General features: G+C 63.7%; 19 protein-coding genes. 13 read left to right on the top strand and 6 right to left on the bottom strand.

Features of this window, described 5'->3' with window-relative positions; translation table 11 throughout:
• Positions 1-16 precede the first annotated feature (16 nt).
• Positions 17-2,560: a pyruvate dehydrogenase (acetyl-transferring), homodimeric type gene (gene aceE / locus SPISAL_RS00490; RefSeq protein WP_016352507.1), complete on the bottom strand. Its 2,544-nt coding sequence runs from the start codon at positions 2,558-2,560 to the stop codon at positions 17-19.
• 107 nt (positions 2,561-2,667) lie between these two features.
• Here aceE and SPISAL_RS00485 point away from each other — a divergent pair, with 107 nt between their 5' ends.
• The 6 genes from SPISAL_RS00485 (at position 2,668) to SPISAL_RS00460 (ending at position 6,845) form a co-directional block, all read left to right on the top strand.
• A complete protein-coding gene (locus SPISAL_RS00485; protein WP_016352506.1) occupies positions 2,668-3,147 on the top strand; it encodes an Lrp/AsnC family transcriptional regulator in 480 nt (159 codons plus the stop codon).
• A 74-nt stretch (positions 3,148-3,221) separates the two neighbouring features.
• Entirely contained in the window at positions 3,222-3,725 is a 504-nt protein-coding gene (locus tag SPISAL_RS00480; protein WP_016352505.1) for an arsenate reductase ArsC, read from the top strand.
• The gene (locus SPISAL_RS00475; protein ID WP_016352504.1) at positions 3,725-4,102 is read left to right on the top strand and encodes an ArsR/SmtB family transcription factor; all 378 of its coding nucleotides are present in this window, start codon (positions 3,725-3,727) and stop codon (positions 4,100-4,102) included. The genes SPISAL_RS00480 and SPISAL_RS00475 overlap by 1 nt, the downstream gene beginning before the upstream one ends.
• Positions 4,102-5,199 (top strand): ACR3 family arsenite efflux transporter, encoded by a 1,098-nt coding sequence (arsB, locus tag SPISAL_RS00470; protein ID WP_016352503.1) that lies wholly within the window; start codon positions 4,102-4,104, stop codon positions 5,197-5,199. Before SPISAL_RS00475 ends, arsB begins: the two co-directional genes overlap by 1 nt.
• On the top strand, positions 5,196-5,909 hold the full coding sequence (gene arsH / locus SPISAL_RS00465) for an arsenical resistance protein ArsH (protein ID WP_016352502.1): 714 nt from the start codon (positions 5,196-5,198) through the stop codon (positions 5,907-5,909). The genes arsB and arsH overlap by 4 nt, the downstream gene beginning before the upstream one ends.
• 75 nt (positions 5,910-5,984) lie before the next feature.
• Positions 5,985-6,845 (top strand): isocitrate lyase/PEP mutase family protein, encoded by an 861-nt coding sequence (locus SPISAL_RS00460; RefSeq protein WP_016352501.1) that lies wholly within the window; start codon positions 5,985-5,987, stop codon positions 6,843-6,845.
• A gap of 51 nt (positions 6,846-6,896) precedes the next feature.
• On the opposite strand, the gene aceA is transcribed toward SPISAL_RS00460, so the two are convergent.
• Positions 6,897-8,183, bottom strand: a complete 1,287-nt coding sequence (gene aceA, locus SPISAL_RS00455) for an isocitrate lyase (RefSeq protein ID WP_016352500.1) — start codon at positions 8,181-8,183, stop codon at positions 6,897-6,899.
• 123 nt (positions 8,184-8,306) lie between these two features.
• Between aceA and SPISAL_RS00450 the strand changes: the two genes are divergently transcribed.
• On the top strand, positions 8,307-9,248 hold the full coding sequence (locus tag SPISAL_RS00450) for a LysR family transcriptional regulator (RefSeq protein ID WP_016352499.1): 942 nt from the start codon (positions 8,307-8,309) through the stop codon (positions 9,246-9,248).
• An 11-nt stretch (positions 9,249-9,259) separates the two neighbouring features.
• On the opposite strand, the gene SPISAL_RS00445 is transcribed toward SPISAL_RS00450, so the two are convergent.
• Together SPISAL_RS00445 and SPISAL_RS00440 are read right to left on the bottom strand one after the other, a co-directional pair.
• Entirely contained in the window at positions 9,260-10,558 is a 1,299-nt protein-coding gene (locus SPISAL_RS00445) for a peptidoglycan-binding protein (RefSeq protein WP_016352498.1), read from the bottom strand.
• A gap of 8 nt (positions 10,559-10,566) precedes the next feature.
• Complete coding sequence (locus SPISAL_RS00440; RefSeq protein WP_016352497.1) at positions 10,567-11,637, bottom strand: hypothetical protein; 1,071 nt, start codon at positions 11,635-11,637, stop codon at positions 10,567-10,569.
• Positions 11,638-11,686: 49 nt separating this feature from the next.
• Between SPISAL_RS00440 and SPISAL_RS00435 the strand changes: the two genes are divergently transcribed.
• Genes SPISAL_RS00435 through SPISAL_RS00410 form a run of 6 tightly spaced genes read left to right on the top strand, consistent with a single transcriptional unit; the run spans position 11,687 to position 15,735 of the window.
• A complete protein-coding gene (locus SPISAL_RS00435) occupies positions 11,687-12,787 on the top strand; it encodes an AI-2E family transporter (protein ID WP_016352496.1) in 1,101 nt (366 codons plus the stop codon).
• 6 nt (positions 12,788-12,793) lie between these two features.
• Positions 12,794-12,973 (top strand): oxidoreductase-like domain-containing protein, encoded by a 180-nt coding sequence (locus SPISAL_RS00430; RefSeq protein ID WP_016352495.1) that lies wholly within the window; start codon positions 12,794-12,796, stop codon positions 12,971-12,973.
• Positions 12,970-13,464 carry a J domain-containing protein gene (locus SPISAL_RS00425; RefSeq protein ID WP_016352494.1) on the top strand — a complete coding sequence of 165 codons (495 nt, stop codon included), beginning with the start codon at positions 12,970-12,972 and terminating at the stop codon, positions 13,462-13,464. Before SPISAL_RS00430 ends, SPISAL_RS00425 begins: the two co-directional genes overlap by 4 nt.
• Before the next feature lie 2 nt (positions 13,465-13,466).
• Complete coding sequence (locus tag SPISAL_RS00420; protein ID WP_016352493.1) at positions 13,467-13,823, top strand: CidA/LrgA family protein; 357 nt, start codon at positions 13,467-13,469, stop codon at positions 13,821-13,823.
• Entirely contained in the window at positions 13,816-14,541 is a 726-nt protein-coding gene (locus SPISAL_RS00415; protein ID WP_016352492.1) for an LrgB family protein, read from the top strand. The genes SPISAL_RS00420 and SPISAL_RS00415 overlap by 8 nt, the downstream gene beginning before the upstream one ends.
• Positions 14,542-14,565: 24 nt before the next feature.
• Positions 14,566-15,735, top strand: coding sequence for a hypothetical protein (locus tag SPISAL_RS00410; protein WP_016352491.1), 1,170 nt, complete (start codon positions 14,566-14,568; stop codon positions 15,733-15,735).
• A gap of 4 nt (positions 15,736-15,739) precedes the next feature.
• Here the strand turns inward: SPISAL_RS00410 and SPISAL_RS00405 are convergent, their stop codons facing one another.
• Both SPISAL_RS00405 and SPISAL_RS00400 read right to left on the bottom strand, forming a co-directional pair.
• Positions 15,740-16,300 carry a YceI family protein gene (locus SPISAL_RS00405; protein WP_016352490.1) on the bottom strand — a complete coding sequence of 187 codons (561 nt, stop codon included), beginning with the start codon at positions 16,298-16,300 and terminating at the stop codon, positions 15,740-15,742.
• A gap of 17 nt (positions 16,301-16,317) precedes the next feature.
• Positions 16,318-16,875, bottom strand: a complete 558-nt coding sequence (locus SPISAL_RS00400; RefSeq protein ID WP_016352489.1) for a cytochrome b — start codon at positions 16,873-16,875, stop codon at positions 16,318-16,320.
• Between the last annotated feature and the right edge of the window lie 4 nt (positions 16,876-16,879).

Genomic DNA, 16,879 nt, shown 5'->3' with positions numbered 1-16,879 from the left:
CTCCTCGTTTGGGGGTCTAGGCGCTCGAGGTCTTCAGTGCCTCGATGGCGGACTGCGCGATTGTATCCCGATCAACGCCAAAGTAGCGGCGCAGGGCCTCGCGCTGATCAGAGCGGCCAAAGTCGTCCGTGCCGAGCAACGTGACCGGGGCATGGATAAAGGGCGCGATCCGGGCGGGCCAGGCCTTCACATAATCACTGGCCATGATCACCGGCGCGTCGCCGTCCAGACAGGCGCTGACATGCGCGGCGCCAGTTCGCTCCAGCTCGCTGTAGCTCGTGGCGCTCCACACCTCAGCAGTAACGCCCTCGGCGGCGAGCTGATCCGCGGCGGCAATGACCTCATTCAGGATGGCACCGGAGCCCACCAAACGGACATCCGGGGCACGATCCAGGTTAGACGTCGGCCGATAGCAGTAAAGCCCGGAGAGGATATCGGCCTGGCTGACATGATCAGGCCAGGCGGGCTGGGTATAGGCCTCGTTCATGACCGTGATGTAGTAGAAGACATCCTGCTGGTCCTCGAGCATCTCGCGCATGCCCTGATCCATGATGGCCGCCAGCTCGAAGGCGAACGCGGGATCCCAGCAGCGGCAGTTCGGGATGGTGGCCATCAACACATGGCTGCTGCCGTCCTGATGCTGCAAGCCCTCGCCGTTCAGCGTGGTGCGGCCCGCGGTCGCCCCCAGCAAGAACCCACGGCTGCGCTGCTCAGCAGCGGCCCACATCAGATCGCCAACCCGCTGGAAGCCGAACATGGAGTAGTAGATATACATCGGCAGCATGGCCGTGCCATGGGTGCTGTAGGCGGTGCCAGCGGCAACCCATGAGGCCAGCGCCCCCGCCTCCGAGATCCCCTCTTCGAGGAGCTGACCCTGCTCATGCTCGCGGTAGACCAGCATGGAGTCGGCGTCCTGGGGCTGGTAGCGCTGCCCCTGGGGCGAGTAAATCCCGATCTGACGGAAGAGATTGGCGATGCCGAAGGTGCGCGCCTCATCCGCCACGATCGGCACGATGCGCGGGCCGAGGGTCTTGTCCCGCAGCAGGCCGCTCAGCATCCGGGCCCAGGCCATGGTGGTGGAAATGGGCCGACTGGTCTCTTCCATCGCGAAACCGGCATAGCGATCCAGCGCGGGCACCGGGATGACGTCCGCCGTTTGCTGGCGTCGGGGCAGGTAGCCGCCCAGCGCCTCGCGATGCTGATGCAGGTATTGCATCTCCGGGCTGTCCGCCGGCGGCCGGTAGAACGACAGGTCGGTCACGGCCTCGTCATCCAGCGGCAGCTGGAAGCGGTCACGGAAGGCGAGCAAAGCCTCCTCATCCAGCTTTTTCTGCTGATGACTGGTCATGGTGCCCTGGCCCCAATGGCCCATGCCGTAGCCCTTTTTCGTCTTGGCGAGGATAACCGTGGGCCGGCCATTGGCCTGCATCGCCTGCTGGTAGGCCGCACTGATCTTCACGATGTCGTGACCGCCCCGGCGGAGTCGGTCGATCTGCTCATCGGTCAGGTGCGCCACCAGCGCTTGCAGGCGGGGATCGCGCGAGAAGAAATGCTCCCGATTGAACTGCCCGTCCGTCGCCGCAAGGGTCTGGAAGTCGCCATCGAGGGTCTTCTGGAGGTATTCCGCGAGCACCCCCTCGGTGTCACGGGCAAACAGATCATCCCAATCCGACCCCCACAGCACCTTGATAACGTTCCACCCAGCCCCGCGGTAGAGCCCCTCGAGCTCCTGGATGATCTGGCCGTTACCCCGGACCGGGCCGTCCAGACGCTGAAGATTGCAGTTGATGACGAACACGAGGTTATCGAGGCCCTCACGGGCGGCTAGCCCGAGGGCACCAATGCTCTCCGGCTCGTCCATCTCACCGTCGCCGAAAATCCCCCACACCCGCCGGTTGCTCGGCGCGATCATCCCGCGCGCCTCGAGATAGCGCATGAAGCGCGCCTGATAAACCGCCTGGAGCGGGCCCAGGCCCATGGAGCCCGTTGGGAACTGCCAGAAGTCGGGCATCAGCCAGGGATGCGGATACGAGGACAGGCCCTGGCCGTCGACCTCGCGCCGGTAGTGGGCGATCTGCGACTCATCCAGCCGGCCCTCGAGGTAGGCCCGGGCATAGACGCCGGGTGCGGAGTGCGGCTGCAGGAACACGAGGTCTCCTGGGCCGTCATCCACCTGGGCGCGGAAAAAATGATTAAAGCCCACTTCAAAGAGATCAGCGGCCGAGGCATAGCTTGCGATATGCCCACCAAGGCTCGCATCCGCCCGATTGGCTCGGACCACCATCGCGAGTGCATTCCAGCGGATGATCGCCGAAAGCCGCCCCTCCAGTGTGACATCACCGGGGAAGGTCGGCTCGTCCTCGGGGCGGATCGTGTTGCGATACGGCGTCGACAGCGGCAAATCCAGCTCCACGCCTGCCGCCCGGGCGGCATCCACCAGCTGGCGGATGAGGAACTGGCTCCGCGCGGCGCCCCCGGTCGCAAGGGCCGAATTGAGGGCTGCCAGCCAGTCGTGGGTCTCGTCGGGATCGGCGTCGGAAAGGATGTGTTCGGTAGTCATGGTTGAAAGACTACGGGAGGCCAGACGGCAGATGGCAATATTTTTAGCCGGCAGACTGATGCCAAAGTACGCTATTGTTCCGGATAAATAGGTAATTGAGGCACTATATGTCGAAACAACACCTTGACCGCACTGATCTGCGGATTCTTGAGGCGCTGCAAGACAACGCACGACTGACCAATGTGGAGCTGGCGGAGCGGGTCAATCTGACACCGTCGCCATGCCTGGCCCGCGTCCGGGCGCTGGAGGCCTCAGGCATCATTGATCGGTACACCGCAGAAATCGCCCCCGAGAAGCTCGGGCTGAATGTGAACGTGTTCATTCACGTCAGTCTGGATCGACAGGTTCGCAACGCGCTTGAGAACTTTGAGGGGGCCGCGCGCGCCCTGCCCGAGGTCATGGAGTGCTACCTCATGACCGGCCAGTCCGATTATCTGCTGCGCGTGCTGGTCGCTGATGCACAGGCCCTCGAGCGCCTGATCGTGGATCAGCTGGCAAAGATTGAGGGTGTGGCCAACATTCAGTCGAGCTTGGCACTTAAGGTGGTGAAGTCACACTCGCGACTGCCGGTTGTCCGCACCACCTGACTGCCATACATCTGTCATTCCATATATTCGTTTTGGCAGATATACTGACGCTTCCATAGCCAGGAAGAAGCGGTATGTCCCACTACAACGTTTTGTTTCTCTGCACCGGCAACTCGGCACGGAGCATCCTGGCCGAGGCGCTCATCAACCACACGGGCCGGGGCCAGTTCACCGGCTACAGCGCGGGCAGCTTCCCGGCCGGGCAGGTGAATCCGCTGGCGATCAAGCTCCTCGAGCAGATGCGACTCCCCACGGAGGGACTGCACAGCAAAAACTGGGATGTCTTCAGCGGCCCAGATGCCCCGAAAATGGATTTCGTGTTTACCGTGTGCGACCAGGCGGCCGCCGAACCCTGCCCGATCTGGCCGGGTCAGCCCATGACGGCCCACTGGGGTATGCCCGATCCCGCAGCGGTTGAGGGCTCGGATGAGGTCCGCGAGCGGGCCTTCCGCGATGCGTTTATTGCCCTGCGCAGCCGCATTGGGCTGTTCACCAATCTGCCCATCGCCTCGCTGGATCGGCTCAAGCTCCAGGACAAGCTCGAGTCCATCGGCAAAACCCAGCCTGAGGAAGAGTGATGGAAGCGCATCACACCGATGCTGCTCAAGCGTTGAGCGCCACGGAGCTGTTTCGGCTGCTCGGCGATGAGACACGCCTGCGGGCGGTGGTGTTGCTCAACCGCCGTGGTGAGCTGTGCGTCTGCGAGCTTACCGAGACCCTGGGAGTGAGTCAGCCCAAGATGTCCCGCCATCTGGCCACGCTACGCGACAGCGGTCTCGTGGAAACGCGCCGCAGCGGGCAATGGATCCACTATCAGCTGCGGCATGATCGACCCGACTGGCTGCGCACCACCGTCGATGCCATCTGTCAGTCATTAGCCGACAAACCGCCCTACACCGACGACGAGCGGCGCGTCACCCGCGCCATCGCGAAAAACCGAAGTGAGTGTCAGTAATGAGTGCACAGTGTGATGTAACCGCCCGGCGTGCAACCGGCGAGGTCATGGGTCGGTTCGAGCGTTATCTCAGTGTCTGGGTGGCGCTCGCCATCGTCGCGGGGATCGCCCTGGGTAAGTTTTTCCCCTCCGCCTTTGAGTGGCTGAGCGGTCTGGAGATCGCCAACGTCAACCTGGTCGTGGCCGTGCTCATTTGGGCGATGGTCTACCCGATGATGATCAATGTGGACTTCAGTTCACTGCGCCATGCGGGCGACCGGCCCAAGGGCCTGACCATTACCCTGGTGATCAACTGGCTGATCAAGCCGTTCACCATGGCGGGGCTGGCTCTGCTGTTCTTCGAGGGTTTTTTCGCCGGCCTGGTGCCCCCCGATGACGCCAAGGCCTATATCGCCGGGATGATCCTGCTGGGCGCCGCGCCGTGTACGGCGATGGTGTTTGTCTGGAGCCAGCTTACCGAGGGAGACGCCACCTACACCCTCGTCCAGGTCGCGATTAATGACCTGATTATGATCTTCGCCTTCGCCCCACTGGTCGCCCTGCTGCTCGGCGTGGCCGAGGTGATCGTGCCGTGGCAGACGCTGTTGCTATCGGTGGGCCTGTACGTGGTGGTTCCCCTGATCGTGGGCGCGCTCACCCGGCAGCATTTGTTCGGCAAAGGCGGACAGACCGCGGTCGATGAATTTACCGGGCGCATCAAGCCGATCACGGTTATCGGCCTGGTGGTCACGGTGTTGCTGCTGTTTGCCTTCCAGGGCGAGCGCATCCTCAATCAGCCGCTGGTCATCGTGTTGATTGCGATTCCGCTGATCATTCAGAGCGTCGGGATCTTCGGGCTGGCGTATTTGTGGGCTCGGGGTTGGAGCGTGCCCATCAGCATTGGCGCACCCGCGGCGCTCATCGGGACGTCCAACTTCTTTGAGCTAGCGGTCGCCGTTGCCATCAGCCTGTTCGGGTTGAACTCCGGGGCCGCGCTCGCCACGGTGGTGGGCGTGCTGGTGGAGGTGCCCGTCATGCTGGCCCTCGTTAAGCTGGTGAACACTTCAAGGGGCTGGTACGAGCGTGCCACGGCGGTGCTACAAAAGAGCGGGACATGAGTGATGAGACCACACCCAACCTGGTCGAGGCCGCCTTTAAGCCGGTCGACGACCCGACGCTCCTTACGCCAGCCGGCGAGGCACCGATCCGCATCTTGCTGTTGTATGGATCACTGCGCGAGCGCTCGTACAGCAAGCTGATGGCCCTTGAAGGCGCGCGCATTCTTCGGCGCCTGAGCGTGGACACCCAGGTCTTTGACCCCAGCGGCTTGCCGCTGCCGGACGACGCTGAGGCCGACCATCCCAAGGTCCAGGAGCTGCGGGAACTGGCGACGTGGGCGGATGGGTTCGTCTGGTCGAGCCCTGAGCGCCATGGGGCGATGACCGGCATCATGAAAGCGCAAATCGACTGGATCCCGCTCAACATGGGCGGGGTTCGCCCCACCCAGGGCAAGACGCTGGCGGTGATGCAAGTCAACGGCGGTTCGCAGAGCTTTAACGCCGTCAACCAACTGCGCATCCTCGGCCGCTGGATGCGGCTGATCACGATCCCCAACCAGTCCTCAGTACCCAAGGCCTATCTCGAGTTCGAGGACGATGGGCGCATGAAGCCCTCGCCGTACTACAACCGCATCGTCGATGTCATGGAAGAGCTCGTGAAGTTCACCCGCCTGACCCGCGGCTGCCGGGACTATCTGGTCGACCGCTACTCCGAGCGCATCGAATCAGCCGAAGAGGTCTCTGCCCGGGTCAATCAGCGCTCGATTTAGGGGCAGATGCACCGCCGACTGAGTTGCGGCACAATCCGGTCTGAATAACAAACCAAGGATCGGAGGAGACCGGCCATGACGCCTGCCCGCCAGCTTCGCCAACTTATTCTCAATCACCCGCCCGTGGTCGCCCCCGGCGCCTATGACGGGCTATCAGCTCGACTGGTAGAGCAGGCCGGGTTTGCGGCGGTGTATGCCACTGGCGGCGGCATTGCCCGCGGCAACGGCATCCCCGATCTGGGGCTGATGAGCCTGGATGAGATCGTCAAACGCCTTGAGACGATGGTGGAGGTCACCCAGATCCCGCTGATTGCCGATGCGGACACCGGCCATGGCAATGCCCTGAACGCGCAGAAAACCGCCCGGGCCTTTGAGCGGGTGGGCGTCGCGGGTTTCCACCTGGAAGACCAGGTCTTCCCGAAAAAATGCGGCCACTACGATGACAAATCCATCGTCCCGCAAAAGGAGATGACCCAGAAGATCCGGGCGGTGAAAGATGCGCTCCATGACCCTGATATGGTGCTCATTGCGCGGACCGATGGTCTGGCCGTGGAGGGCTATGGCCCCACCCTGGAGCGGGCGCATGCCTATATGGACGCCGGCGCCGATGCGATCTTTGTGGAGGCGCCCACCTCCGAGGAGCAGATCGAGCAGATCGCCAAAGACCTGCCCCAGCCCAAGCTGATCAACATGTTCCATGGCGGCAAGACCCCGCTCATGCCCGCCGATCGCCTGGGTGAACTTGGCTACAGTGTCATCATCATCCCCAGCGACACCCAGCGCGCGGCCATCAAAGGCATGCAGGACGCCCTGGAGGTCATCCGCCGCGATGGCCACAGTGCGGCCATGCAGGAGCGCATGGTCAGCTTCAAGGGTCGCGAGGAAGTAATCGGGACCGCCGAGTACACCGCGCTCGACAAAAAATACGGCGTCTAATCGACGGGTCAGGTAAAAAAATGGGGGCATCCCTGCCCCCAAAAAACTTGCTCAGGACTTGAACTGATCCTCTTCGGTGGAGCCGGTCATGGCCGTCACCGAGGAAACCCCGCCCTGAATCGTCTGCGTAACCTGATCGAAGTACCCGGCGCCCACCTCGCGCTGATGGCGGGTCGCCGTGTAGCCATCTTTCTCGGAGGCGAACTCGGCTTGCTGCAGCTCGGAGTAGGCCGCCATCTGCCGGCTCTTGTAGCCCCGCGCCAGCTCGAACATGGAGTAGTTGAGGCTGTGGAAGCCGGCGAGGGTAATGAACTGGAACTTGTAGCCCATGGCCCCCAGCTCGTTCTGGAAGCTCGCGATGGTCTTCTCGTCGAGCTTGCCCCGCCAGTTAAACGACGGTGAGCAGTTGTAAGCGAGCATCGTGTTGGGGTGATCCTTTTTAATGGCCTCGGCAAAGCGCTTGGCAAAGGCCAGATCCGGCGTACCCGTCTCACACCAGATGAGATCCGCAAACGGCGCATAGGCAAGGCCGCGGCTGATGGCCTGCTCTTCACCCGCGTGGGTACGGTAGAAGCCCTCGACCGTGCGCTCGCCCGTGATGTAAGGCGCGTCGTAGGCATCAATATCCGAGGTAATGAGGTCAGCGGCCAGCGCGTCGGTACGGGCAACGAGCAGCGTCGGCGTGTCCATGGTGTCGGCCGCGAGGCGGGCCGCCGCCAGCTTCTGTACCGCCTCCTGCGTCGGCACCAGCACCTTGCCGCCCATATGGCCGCATTTTTTCACCGACGCGAGCTGATCCTCGAAATGCACGCCGGACGCGCCCGCCCGAATCATGCCCTTCATGAGCTCAAAGGCGTTCAGCACACCCCCGAAGCCGGCTTCGGCATCGGCAACGATCGGCTGCATCCAGTCGATGCTGTCATCGCCCTCGGCATGGTGGATCTCGTCAGCGCGCAGCAGGGCATTATTGATCCGCTCCACCACGGCCGGCACGGAGTCGGCCGGGTACAGGGACTGATCGGGATACATGGTGGAGCCGAGGTTGGCGTCCGCCGCCACCTGCCAGCCCGAGAGATAGATCGCATGCAACCCGGCCTTCACCTGCTGCATGGCCTGGTTACCAGTCAGCGCACCCAGCGCGTTGACGTAGTCCATCTCGCCGTCATTGAGATAACGCCAGAGCTTTTCCGCGCCCGTTTTGGCCAGACTGTGCTCCACCGGCACCGTGCCGCGCAGGCGCACGACTTCAGACGCAGGATACGGGCGGGTGACATCAGCCCAGCGCGGGTTGCTGGCCCAGTCTTTTTCGAGTTCCGCTGCCGTTTTTAATGTACTCATCACGCTTGCCTCCTCAGGCCGTTATCCGGGGTCGGTTCGCTTCAAGGTATGTGGCGTTGCAGCATTACACAAGGTAATGTAAACAATACATTGCATTGTTTTTAACAATAATGGAGCTGCCTCATGCCAACCGCGCTTGAGCCCAATGCCGCCTACCGCCACGACCGACTGCGCCAGCTACGCGCATTCTGCTTTACCGCCGAGGCCGGGAGCATCTCCCGGGCGGCCGAGCGCCTCGGCCTCACGCAGCCCTCGGTATCCTTGCAAATTCAGGCGCTCGAGCGGGAATTGAGTGTGACGTTGTTCGAGCGCCGCGGCCCCCGGATCCGGCTAACGCCCGAGGGTGAACAGCTGTATGCCGAGGCGCATCAGCTCGTGGAGGCTATTGATGGGCTCGCCGGCCGATTCAGTGAAGACAGCCGCCCGCTCGACAGTGGCCGGCTCGATATTGGCGCGGGAGAGTCGTCCACGCTCTATCTTCTGCCTGCCACGCTTGAGCAATTCATGGCCGAACACCCCAATGTCCGGGTGCGCCTGCATCACCTCTCCGTCGGGGATTTGATGGACGCGCTGCGCGAGGATCGGGTGGATTTTGCAGTCGGCGCCATTCTCGATATGCCCGATGAGCTGCGCTATCGGGCGATCTATTCCTATGGGCTTTCGCTGATTACACCGCCTGACCACCCGCTCGCCCGCCGGGATGTGATTAACCTGCGTGATTTGGCGGGGCAGGATTTCATTATCCCGCCGCAGAACATGACCACCTGGCGGCTGATTAGCCTGGTGTTCCAGCAGCATGCCGTGCCTTACCGCATTCGGCTTGAAGTGGGCAGTTGGGAGGCGGTCAAACGCTATGTGGGGCTGGGCTTTGGTATTGCCATCGTGAGCAATGTCTCACTGGCGGAGCACTACCCCGGCATCGTCGTGCGCTCGTTACCAGAGGTCTTTCCCAAGCGCACCTACGGGGCGATGTCCCGCCGCGGGCGCTTTCTCTCACCCCAGGCACGGCGATTTCTGGAAATGATGCGACCCGACTTCTTCGCCGATGACGTCAACGCCATCTAGGCGAGGCTTTGTCAGCGATTACTCAGCCGCAGCTCGATACGGCGGTTGCGGGCCAGGTCTTCCGCATCCTCACCCTCGGCCACGGGCTGGTACTCGCCATAACCCACGGCGGCCAGGCGCCGCGCCGGAATACCCTCATCGATCAGGTAATACACAATCGCCTGTGCCCGGGCAGTAGAAAGCTCCCAGTTGGACGGGAACTCGGGCGTTCGAATCGGCCGGCGATCGGTATGCCCCTCCACCTGGAGCACCCAGTCGATGTCCGCCGGGATGCGATCCGCGACTTGTCGCAGGCTGGCGGCCACCTGTCCCAGTCGTTCCTCCCCTTCCGGGCCCAGATCCGCGGAGGCCGTCTCAAAAAAGAGCTCCGACTGAAAACGAAAGCGATCGCCGACAATCTCGATGGCCTCCACATCGTCCAGCACCTCCCGCAGCCGGCCGAAGAATTCCGAGCGATAACTGGAGAGCTCCTGGACTTCCTCAGCCAGGGCGACGTTCAAACGCTCCACCAGGGTATCGATTCGGGTCTGCTGCTCGGCGACCGTGTCTTCCTCGACTCGCAAGGCCTCGGCCAGCGTGCTGATCTGATTGCGCAACTCGCGGATCTGCCGGCGCAGCGCCTCCACCCGCGCCTCGGCATCCGCTGTCAGTGACTGCTCGGCCTCGAGGGCATCCTGGCGCTCCGCGATCTCAGCGACCAGATCCCGGATACGCAGCGACTGGGATTCGATTTCGGCCTGGGCGAGCTGAGTGCGCTCTTCGGCATCCGCCAGTTCGGCCTCGAGCTCGCGGCTGCGGTCTCGCGCCGCCCCGAGCTCGGCCTGCGTTTCCTCCAGCGAGGCGGCGAGCTGGCCGACTTCCGCTTCCAGCTCGTCACGGACCTCGCGCAGGGCATTAATGTCTTGCTGCAGCGAGGCGATCTCAACCAGGCGCGCTTCCAGCGTGTCTTCACCGATGGCGATCTCTTCTCGCGCGGCCTCCAGTTCTTCGCGGGTCGCCGCGAGGGCCTCCTGAGCCTCATCACGCTGCGACAGGGTGGCGTGCAGCTCGGCGTAGACACTGGAGACCTCTTCTTCGAGGCGCTCGCGCTCGCTGCGCTCCATGGACAAGGCCTCGGCCATGTCCGAGAGCTCGGCCTGCAGGGCCTCGAGTGCCTGATTGCGATCGGACAACTGACTGCTCAGGTAAACCTGCGCGACCACAAAGAGCATGAGCACGAAAACAAATGCCAGCAGGATGGTTGCCAGCGCATCCACAAAACCCGGCCAAATGTTGACCGCTGACCGACCCCGGCGGTTGCTGCCCAGCATGCGCTGGCTCAGTGCCCGTCGTCGCCGTCGCGCAGGTGCGAGACGGTGCGGGTCAGCAGGCGGACCTCATCGCGGAGCTCGCCGACCAGGCGCTCACGATCGGCCAGCAGATCCTGGCGCAGCCCTTGCAGGCCGCTCGCCATCGAGCGCAGGTGCTCGGTCTGCTCGCTGTCCACGGCGCCGGTCGCCTCATTGGTCCGCGCCAGGCGCGAGATCTCCTCGGTGAGCTCGATCAGGCGGGCGTCGGTATGCCGTCGCTCGTCGTCGCCCTGGGCCATGATGCGCTGGAGCTTATCGAGGCTATCGGCCGTGTTCTCGAGCAATGCCTGGATGTAGGCCGGTACGGAGCCTTCCCCCTCGCCGCCCAGTGAGCCGCTGGACAGACGCGTCTGTCCGGACAGCCATTCCTCGAGATCGTTATAGAACCCGTTCTGGGCGTGCGAGGCCTGCAAATCCACAAACCCCAGGACCAAGGCGCCGGCCAGACCGAACAGCGACGAGCTGAAGGCCGTGCCCATGCCGGTCAGCGGCGCCTGCAAGCCGTCCCGTAGCTCAGTGAAGATTTGCCCGGCATCCGAGCCGCTGACCGTGAGGTTACCAATGACCGCGCCCACGGCACGCAGGGTATCCAGCAGGCCCCAGAACGTCCCGAGTAGCCCCAGGAACACCAGCAGCCCGATCAGGTAGTGCGACAAATCACGGGACTCATCCAGCCGTGAGCGGATCCCGTCCAGTACCGTGCGCAATGACATCGCCGAGAGACTGAATCGATCACCGCTGCGTCCGGTCAGCATCCGCGCCATCGAGCCGAGCAAACGGCTGCGGGGCAGGGCCGGTGCATCACCGTCGCCGGCATGCCGGAAACGCTCCACCCAGTCCACCTCGGGTTTGAGCACCAGCACCTGGCGGCAGTTGATGACCAGGCCCACCAGCAGCACACCCAGGATCAGCCCGTTGAACACCGGGTTGGCGATAAAGGCCTCTTGCAGAGGCGCAAACAACAGCCCTGCGACGGCCGCCACGGCCACCAAAAACCCCAGAATCCAGATGAAGACGCGATTGGGATTGCGCACGCTCATTCCCCTCTATTGATTCGCGTAGTCACTGTACCTTAGCGCGAATGACCAAATGATGGATCCCCCGGCTGCGCTGAACCGCGGTGTGGGCTATCCTCGCCCCATGAATGATGCATTGCGGATTTACCGCGCCGGCCTGGGCCTCGCGCTGGTAGTGTTCACGGGCCTGTTGATCTACTGGCTGCAGCCCATCCTGACGCCGTTTATTGCCGGCGCACTGCTCGCGTACCTGGGCGACCCTCTGGCACGCCGCCTGCAGCGGTTGGGCCTGAATCGCATGATCGCCACCAGCATCGTGTTCTTGCTGCTATTCAGTGTGCTGGCCGCTGGTGTGCTCATGCTGATCCCGCTGGTCGGCCGCCAGATCGATACCCTGCAGTCGCAGCTCCCCGGGATGCTGACCTGGGCCCAAGAGACCGGCTTACCCTGGCTTGAGCAGACCTTTGGCATTGATTTCGGCACGGTCGACCTGGCGGCGCTGCGCAACGCCATCTCCGAGCATTGGCAGTCCACCGGCAATGTGGCGGCCGAGGTGGTCGGGCGGATCAGTCGCTCCGGCATGGCCGTCGCTGGCGCCATTGCCACCCTGGCCCTGACACCGGTGGTGGCGTTTTATTTGCTGCGCGACTGGGACCGGGTGCTCGCCGCGCTCCTGCGGACCGTGCCCCCCAGCTGGCGGGCCACCACGGCACAGCTGGCCGCCGAATGTGATGAGGTGGTTGGCGCGTTCGTGCGCGGCCAACTGCTGGTCATGATCAGCCTGGGGCTGTTCTACGCGTTTGGCCTGTGGCTCGTTGGCCTGCAACTCGGCATCCTGATCGGGCTGCTCTCCGGGCTAGCCGCCATCGTGCCGTATCTGGGTTTTATTGTGGGGATCGCGGCGGCGACGGCCGCGGTAATCGTGCAGTACAGCGACTGGCTGATCCCGCTGCTGCTGGTATGGGTGGTCTTCGGCGCGGGGCAGGCCCTGGAGTCGGTCGCCTTCACCCCATTGTTTGTGGGCGATCGCATTGGGCTGCACCCGGTTGCGGTGATCTTTGCCGTGCTGGCGGGGGGCCAGCTGTTCGGTTTTGTCGGGGTCTTGCTCGCGCTGCCAATCGCCGCGGTTGTCGTCGTCCTGCTTCGTCATGCCCACGCGTTCGTGACAGGATAAACCGTGATGTCGGAGACCAACGCCCACAAAGCGCCCAAATTGCCGCCGCCACCGCGGGAGCCTGATTTGGATGAGTGTTGCGGCAGCGGCTGTGACCCCTGCGTGTTCGATCTCTACGAGCAGCGCCTAGCGCGCTGGGAAGCCCGCTGCGAGGCGATCCGCCAGACCCGCACCCCGTCGTCATGATTCGCCTGATCAGTTTCATCGTTCTGGTCGGCTTTCTCGCGTTCATGCTCTCACCGCGACTGCGGGCCTGGCTGCGCGCGCGGGCACCGATGATCATGCTGGCAAGCGTTGCCCTGGTCGGTATTGCACTGGCCGCGACCGGGCGGTTGAACTGGATTTTTGCGGCGATTGGCGCTGCGCTACCCATGCTATGGCGACTGGCCTCACTACTGCGCTTCCTCCCCTGGATCAAGCGCCTGCTGGGCCTTGGCAGTGCGGCAGCGGGAACCGCCAAAGGCAGCCAGGAGGCGCCACCCCAGGCCAACCGCAACGGCGCGATGACCCGCGAGGAGGCGGCAGAGATGCTCGGTGTAACCACCGACGCCGCCCGTGACGAGGTAATGGCCGCGCACCGCCGACTCATCCAGAAACTCCACCCGGATCGGGGCGGAACAGATTATCTGGCCGCCCGCCTCAATGAGGCCCGGGATCGATTGCTCGGGGAGCCCTGACCATGATTGGCTTCATTACGCTGGTGCTGATCCTGCAGCTCGCCGGTGAGCTCATCGCCCGTTGGCTCGGGCTACCCGTGCCCGGCCCCGTCATCGGCATGGTGTTGCTGTTCATTGGGCTGAGCGTGCGCGGCGAGCCGCCCGCCGAGCTCGCGAACCTGGCGCATGGCCTGCTGCGGCATCTCTCACTGCTCTTCGTGCCGGCCGGCGTGGGCGTGATCAGCTACATCGGCCTGCTCGCGGAGGCCTGGCTACCCATTACCCTGACGTTAATCACCAGCGTTCTGCTGGCCATCGTGGTCACTGGCGTGACACTGCGCCTGCTGCAACGACGTGATGAGGCGCCCGACAATGGGTGAGCAACTCTTCGAAACCTGGGTTTATCTGGCTGAGCAGCCGCTGCTGTGGCTCACACTGACCGTCGCGGCTTATGCCACGGCTCATCGCGTGTTTCTGGCCAGTGGCGAGTTTCCGCTGCTCAACCCCGTGCTGGTCGCAGTGCTGCTGATCGTGGCCACGCTGCTCGTGACGGAGACCGACTACGGGGTGTACTTCGATGGCGCCCAGTTCGTTCATTTCCTGCTCGGGCCAGCCACTGTGCTGCTCGCGGTGCCGCTGCATGCCCAGGCCCAGCGCCTGGCCCGCCAGTGGTTGCCGCTTGCGATCGCGCTGGTCGCTGGCTCAGCCACGGCCATTGTCAGCACGCTGGTCATTGGATCCCTGCTAGGACTGGAGACCAGCACACTGCTCTCGCTCCTGCCTAAATCGGCGACGACACCGATTGCCATGGGCGTCGCCGAACAGGTTGGCGGCGAGCCGTCATTGGCGGCCGTGTTCGTTATTCTGACCGGCATCACGGGGGCCATTGCCGGTGTGCCACTGCTGCGCCTGCTTGGCGAGCGCGATGCCGATATTAAGGGCTTTGCCATTGGCGTGGCCGCACATGGGATTGCCACGGCCCGCGCATTCCAGCACAGCGAGCGAGCCGGCGCCTACGCTGGACTCGGCATGGGCTTGAACGCGGCCTTGACGGCCTTGCTGGTCCCGCTGATCGCCTGGATTGCCGGGCTGGTCTAACGTCAACGATAAGAGGAAAGGGCGATGCGACACTGGCTTACAGGCGTTGGATTGGCGGGTGCGCTAATGAGCGCCGGTCCGGTGCTGGCGCAATCCGATGACCCAGATCGCACCCGCTCGGCCCCGGCGGATGGTAGTGCTGAGGAATTCGAGAGTGCGCCGCTGCAGGCCGGCAGTGACCGGTTACTCAGCACGGCCGAGGATCGCACAGGGCTGACCATCCAACTCCCAGCGGACGGCGCTGCGATGTGGATGGATCAGCGCGATCTCGCCCTGCTATCGGGCCGGAATCAGGTGGCTTTCCAGGATCTGCCGGCCGACCTGCACCCCGACTCCCTCGACTGGTCAACCGATACGCTGCCAGAGCTCACACGGCTTCGCCGGGTCCAGCCAGCACAAGCTGACGCGCCCCACTGGCGAGGCGAGGTATTCATCGAAGAAGGCGGCAGCCGCCGACTGAGGCTGAGTTATGCGACGCCCGGTCTCTCGGCGGCGATCCACTATCGGCTGCGCCTCGATGGAGCCACCGAGGCGGAGGCAGGCGAGCTGACCCGAATCGTCACCGTGCACAACGACCGCCGTGAACCGGTCCCAGCCGCTGATCTCACCGCAGTGAATGCCCGGGGCGAGGCTGTCGCGCTTGGCCCCATCGACGGCCTGGAACCGGGCAGCGCACTGCAGCACCTCGCCGACGAGCCGATGGCCGTGGAGGTCACGCCCACGCTGATCGCCCGGGCCCAAGGCGATCAACCCATCGCAGCTCCAGATGTGGCAACCGTGGCCCGCCACTGGACGATTGCCGGATTCGATGCGCCGGTCGACGGCGCTTCGGTTCGGGTCTTCACCAATGAACAAGGCGGCCAGACCCCGCTCGGCCGCGGACGCTTTCAGGCCACAGCCGCTGACGGCGAGGCCACCCTGACTGCCGGCGTTAGCAGCGCCGTGCGCATTGAGCGACTGCAGGCGGATTATCGCAATCGGGGCGCTGAGGGCACGGAAATCGCCTGGCGTTTGGGCCTGAGCAATACCACCGATCGCCCGCAAACCGTTCATCTGGATGAGCGCATCGACGGTGCCTGGGCGATCGTAGAGGGTGAGGACGACTGGCAGCGCGTGCCCACCGGCCTGCAGCGAACAATCGAGCTGGATGGCGGCGAGCAGCGGGAGGTGGGCTACCGCGTTCGGCTGCGCTAGCGCGTCAGTCCGCCACGCGGCTGAGCGTGAGATCCACTTGCACCGTCACGCCATGACCCACGGCGTCGGGATCGGTCCAGTCGCCCTGACCGACGCCATAGCGCGTCCGGTCAATGGTCACCGCGCCGACCATCTCGGCCGTGTCGCCCTCGGTGTCCCAGGTAAACGGCAGGGTGATCTCGTGAGCGGACTCCCGAATGCGCAGCTCGCCCACGGCTTCATACCCCTCGGCGGTCTCGCGGATCTCGCTCGTCTTGAATGTCGCCTTGGGGAAGGCGTCGAACGCAAACCAGTCTGACTTTGGCAGCTCACGGTCACGCTGGCGGCTGCCGGTGTCGATGCTGGTGACATCCACGGTCACGTCGAAGGCGCTGTTGTCCAGATCATCCGCCGCAAAGCGCATATCGGCACTGAAGCTGCCGAAATAGCCCTCAAATGACCCGCCCTGCTGCGTGGCCTCGAAGGTCAGATCGCTCTGATCATGATCGATCGACCAGGCATCGGCCCCCAACGCGGGCGCGGTCGCGAGCAGGGTCATCAGTCCAAACGAGGCGGTCAGCCGCATGGGAAACTCCTTGTGCGTTATCGCCGAGCCCCGGGCAACATGCGCCGCAGCGTATTGTCCCGAAGCACAAAGTGATGCCGAAGTGCCCCGCCGATGTGCAGAATCAACAGCACGACAAACCCCCAGAACACCCCCAGATGCAGATTACTGGCAATGGCCTGCAGCGTTGCGCTCTCCGGTGTGAGGTTGGGAATCTGCACGAGCCCAAAGACATTCAGCGGAAAGTTCGCCGCCGAATTAATGACATAGCCCGACAGCGGCATCAGCAGCATGAGTGCGTACAGTAACCGATGCGTGCCCTTGGCGAGGACGCGCTCATGGCGCGGCAAGTGATCGGGCAGGGGCGGGGTGACATTCACCCATCGCCAGGCCAGGCGCAGAAACACCAGGCCCAGCAGCGTGATGCCGAGACTCTTGTGCAGGGCATACAACTCAAATTTAAGGGCACTGCTTGGCAGATACACCATCACCCACCCGAGCCCCATCGAGGCCAGAATGCCGAGGGCCATCAACCAGTGCAGAAGCTGGGCGCCACTGCCCCAACGCCGAGCCGTGTTCTTAACGGTGACCATCATTCGT

Origin of the sequence: Spiribacter salinus M19-40, from assembly GCF_000319575.2 — a bacterium.
GTDB lineage: Bacteria > Pseudomonadota > Gammaproteobacteria > Nitrococcales > Nitrococcaceae > Spiribacter > Spiribacter salinus.
The sequence above is the reverse complement of the archived record's forward strand: the minus strand, read 5'-3'. Positions and strand labels throughout refer to the sequence as shown.

Excerpts from the sequence above, each read along its gene's own strand:
- SPISAL_RS00440 (WP_016352497.1), bottom strand. The coding sequence starts at position 11,637 with ATGAGCGTGCGCAATCCCAATCGCGTCTTCATCTGGATTCTGGGGTTT.
- SPISAL_RS00405 (WP_016352490.1), bottom strand. The coding sequence starts at position 16,300 with ATGCGGCTGACCGCCTCGTTTGGACTGATGACCCTGCTCGCGACCGCG.
- SPISAL_RS00435 (WP_016352496.1), top strand. The coding sequence starts at position 11,687 with ATGATGGATCCCCCGGCTGCGCTGAACCGCGGTGTGGGCTATCCTCGC.
- SPISAL_RS00410 (WP_016352491.1), top strand. The coding sequence starts at position 14,566 with ATGCGACACTGGCTTACAGGCGTTGGATTGGCGGGTGCGCTAATGAGC.
- SPISAL_RS00445 (WP_016352498.1), bottom strand. The coding sequence starts at position 10,558 with ATGCTGGGCAGCAACCGCCGGGGTCGGTCAGCGGTCAACATTTGGCCG.
- SPISAL_RS00415 (WP_016352492.1), top strand. The coding sequence starts at position 13,816 with ATGGGTGAGCAACTCTTCGAAACCTGGGTTTATCTGGCTGAGCAGCCG.
- SPISAL_RS00480 (WP_016352505.1), top strand. The coding sequence starts at position 3,222 with ATGTCCCACTACAACGTTTTGTTTCTCTGCACCGGCAACTCGGCACGG.
- SPISAL_RS00400 (WP_016352489.1), bottom strand. The coding sequence starts at position 16,875 with ATGATGGTCACCGTTAAGAACACGGCTCGGCGTTGGGGCAGTGGCGCC.
- SPISAL_RS00450 (WP_016352499.1), top strand. The coding sequence starts at position 8,307 with ATGCCAACCGCGCTTGAGCCCAATGCCGCCTACCGCCACGACCGACTG.
- SPISAL_RS00430 (WP_016352495.1), top strand. The coding sequence starts at position 12,794 with ATGTCGGAGACCAACGCCCACAAAGCGCCCAAATTGCCGCCGCCACCG.
- aceA (WP_016352500.1), bottom strand. The coding sequence starts at position 8,183 with ATGAGTACATTAAAAACGGCAGCGGAACTCGAAAAAGACTGGGCCAGC.
- arsB (WP_016352503.1), top strand. The coding sequence starts at position 4,102 with ATGAGTGCACAGTGTGATGTAACCGCCCGGCGTGCAACCGGCGAGGTC.
- SPISAL_RS00420 (WP_016352493.1), top strand. The coding sequence starts at position 13,467 with ATGATTGGCTTCATTACGCTGGTGCTGATCCTGCAGCTCGCCGGTGAG.
- arsH (WP_016352502.1), top strand. The coding sequence starts at position 5,196 with ATGAGTGATGAGACCACACCCAACCTGGTCGAGGCCGCCTTTAAGCCG.
- SPISAL_RS00425 (WP_016352494.1), top strand. The coding sequence starts at position 12,970 with ATGATTCGCCTGATCAGTTTCATCGTTCTGGTCGGCTTTCTCGCGTTC.
- aceE (WP_016352507.1), bottom strand. The coding sequence starts at position 2,560 with ATGACTACCGAACACATCCTTTCCGACGCCGATCCCGACGAGACCCAC.
- SPISAL_RS00475 (WP_016352504.1), top strand. The coding sequence starts at position 3,725 with ATGGAAGCGCATCACACCGATGCTGCTCAAGCGTTGAGCGCCACGGAG.
- SPISAL_RS00460 (WP_016352501.1), top strand. The coding sequence starts at position 5,985 with ATGACGCCTGCCCGCCAGCTTCGCCAACTTATTCTCAATCACCCGCCC.
- SPISAL_RS00485 (WP_016352506.1), top strand. The coding sequence starts at position 2,668 with ATGTCGAAACAACACCTTGACCGCACTGATCTGCGGATTCTTGAGGCG.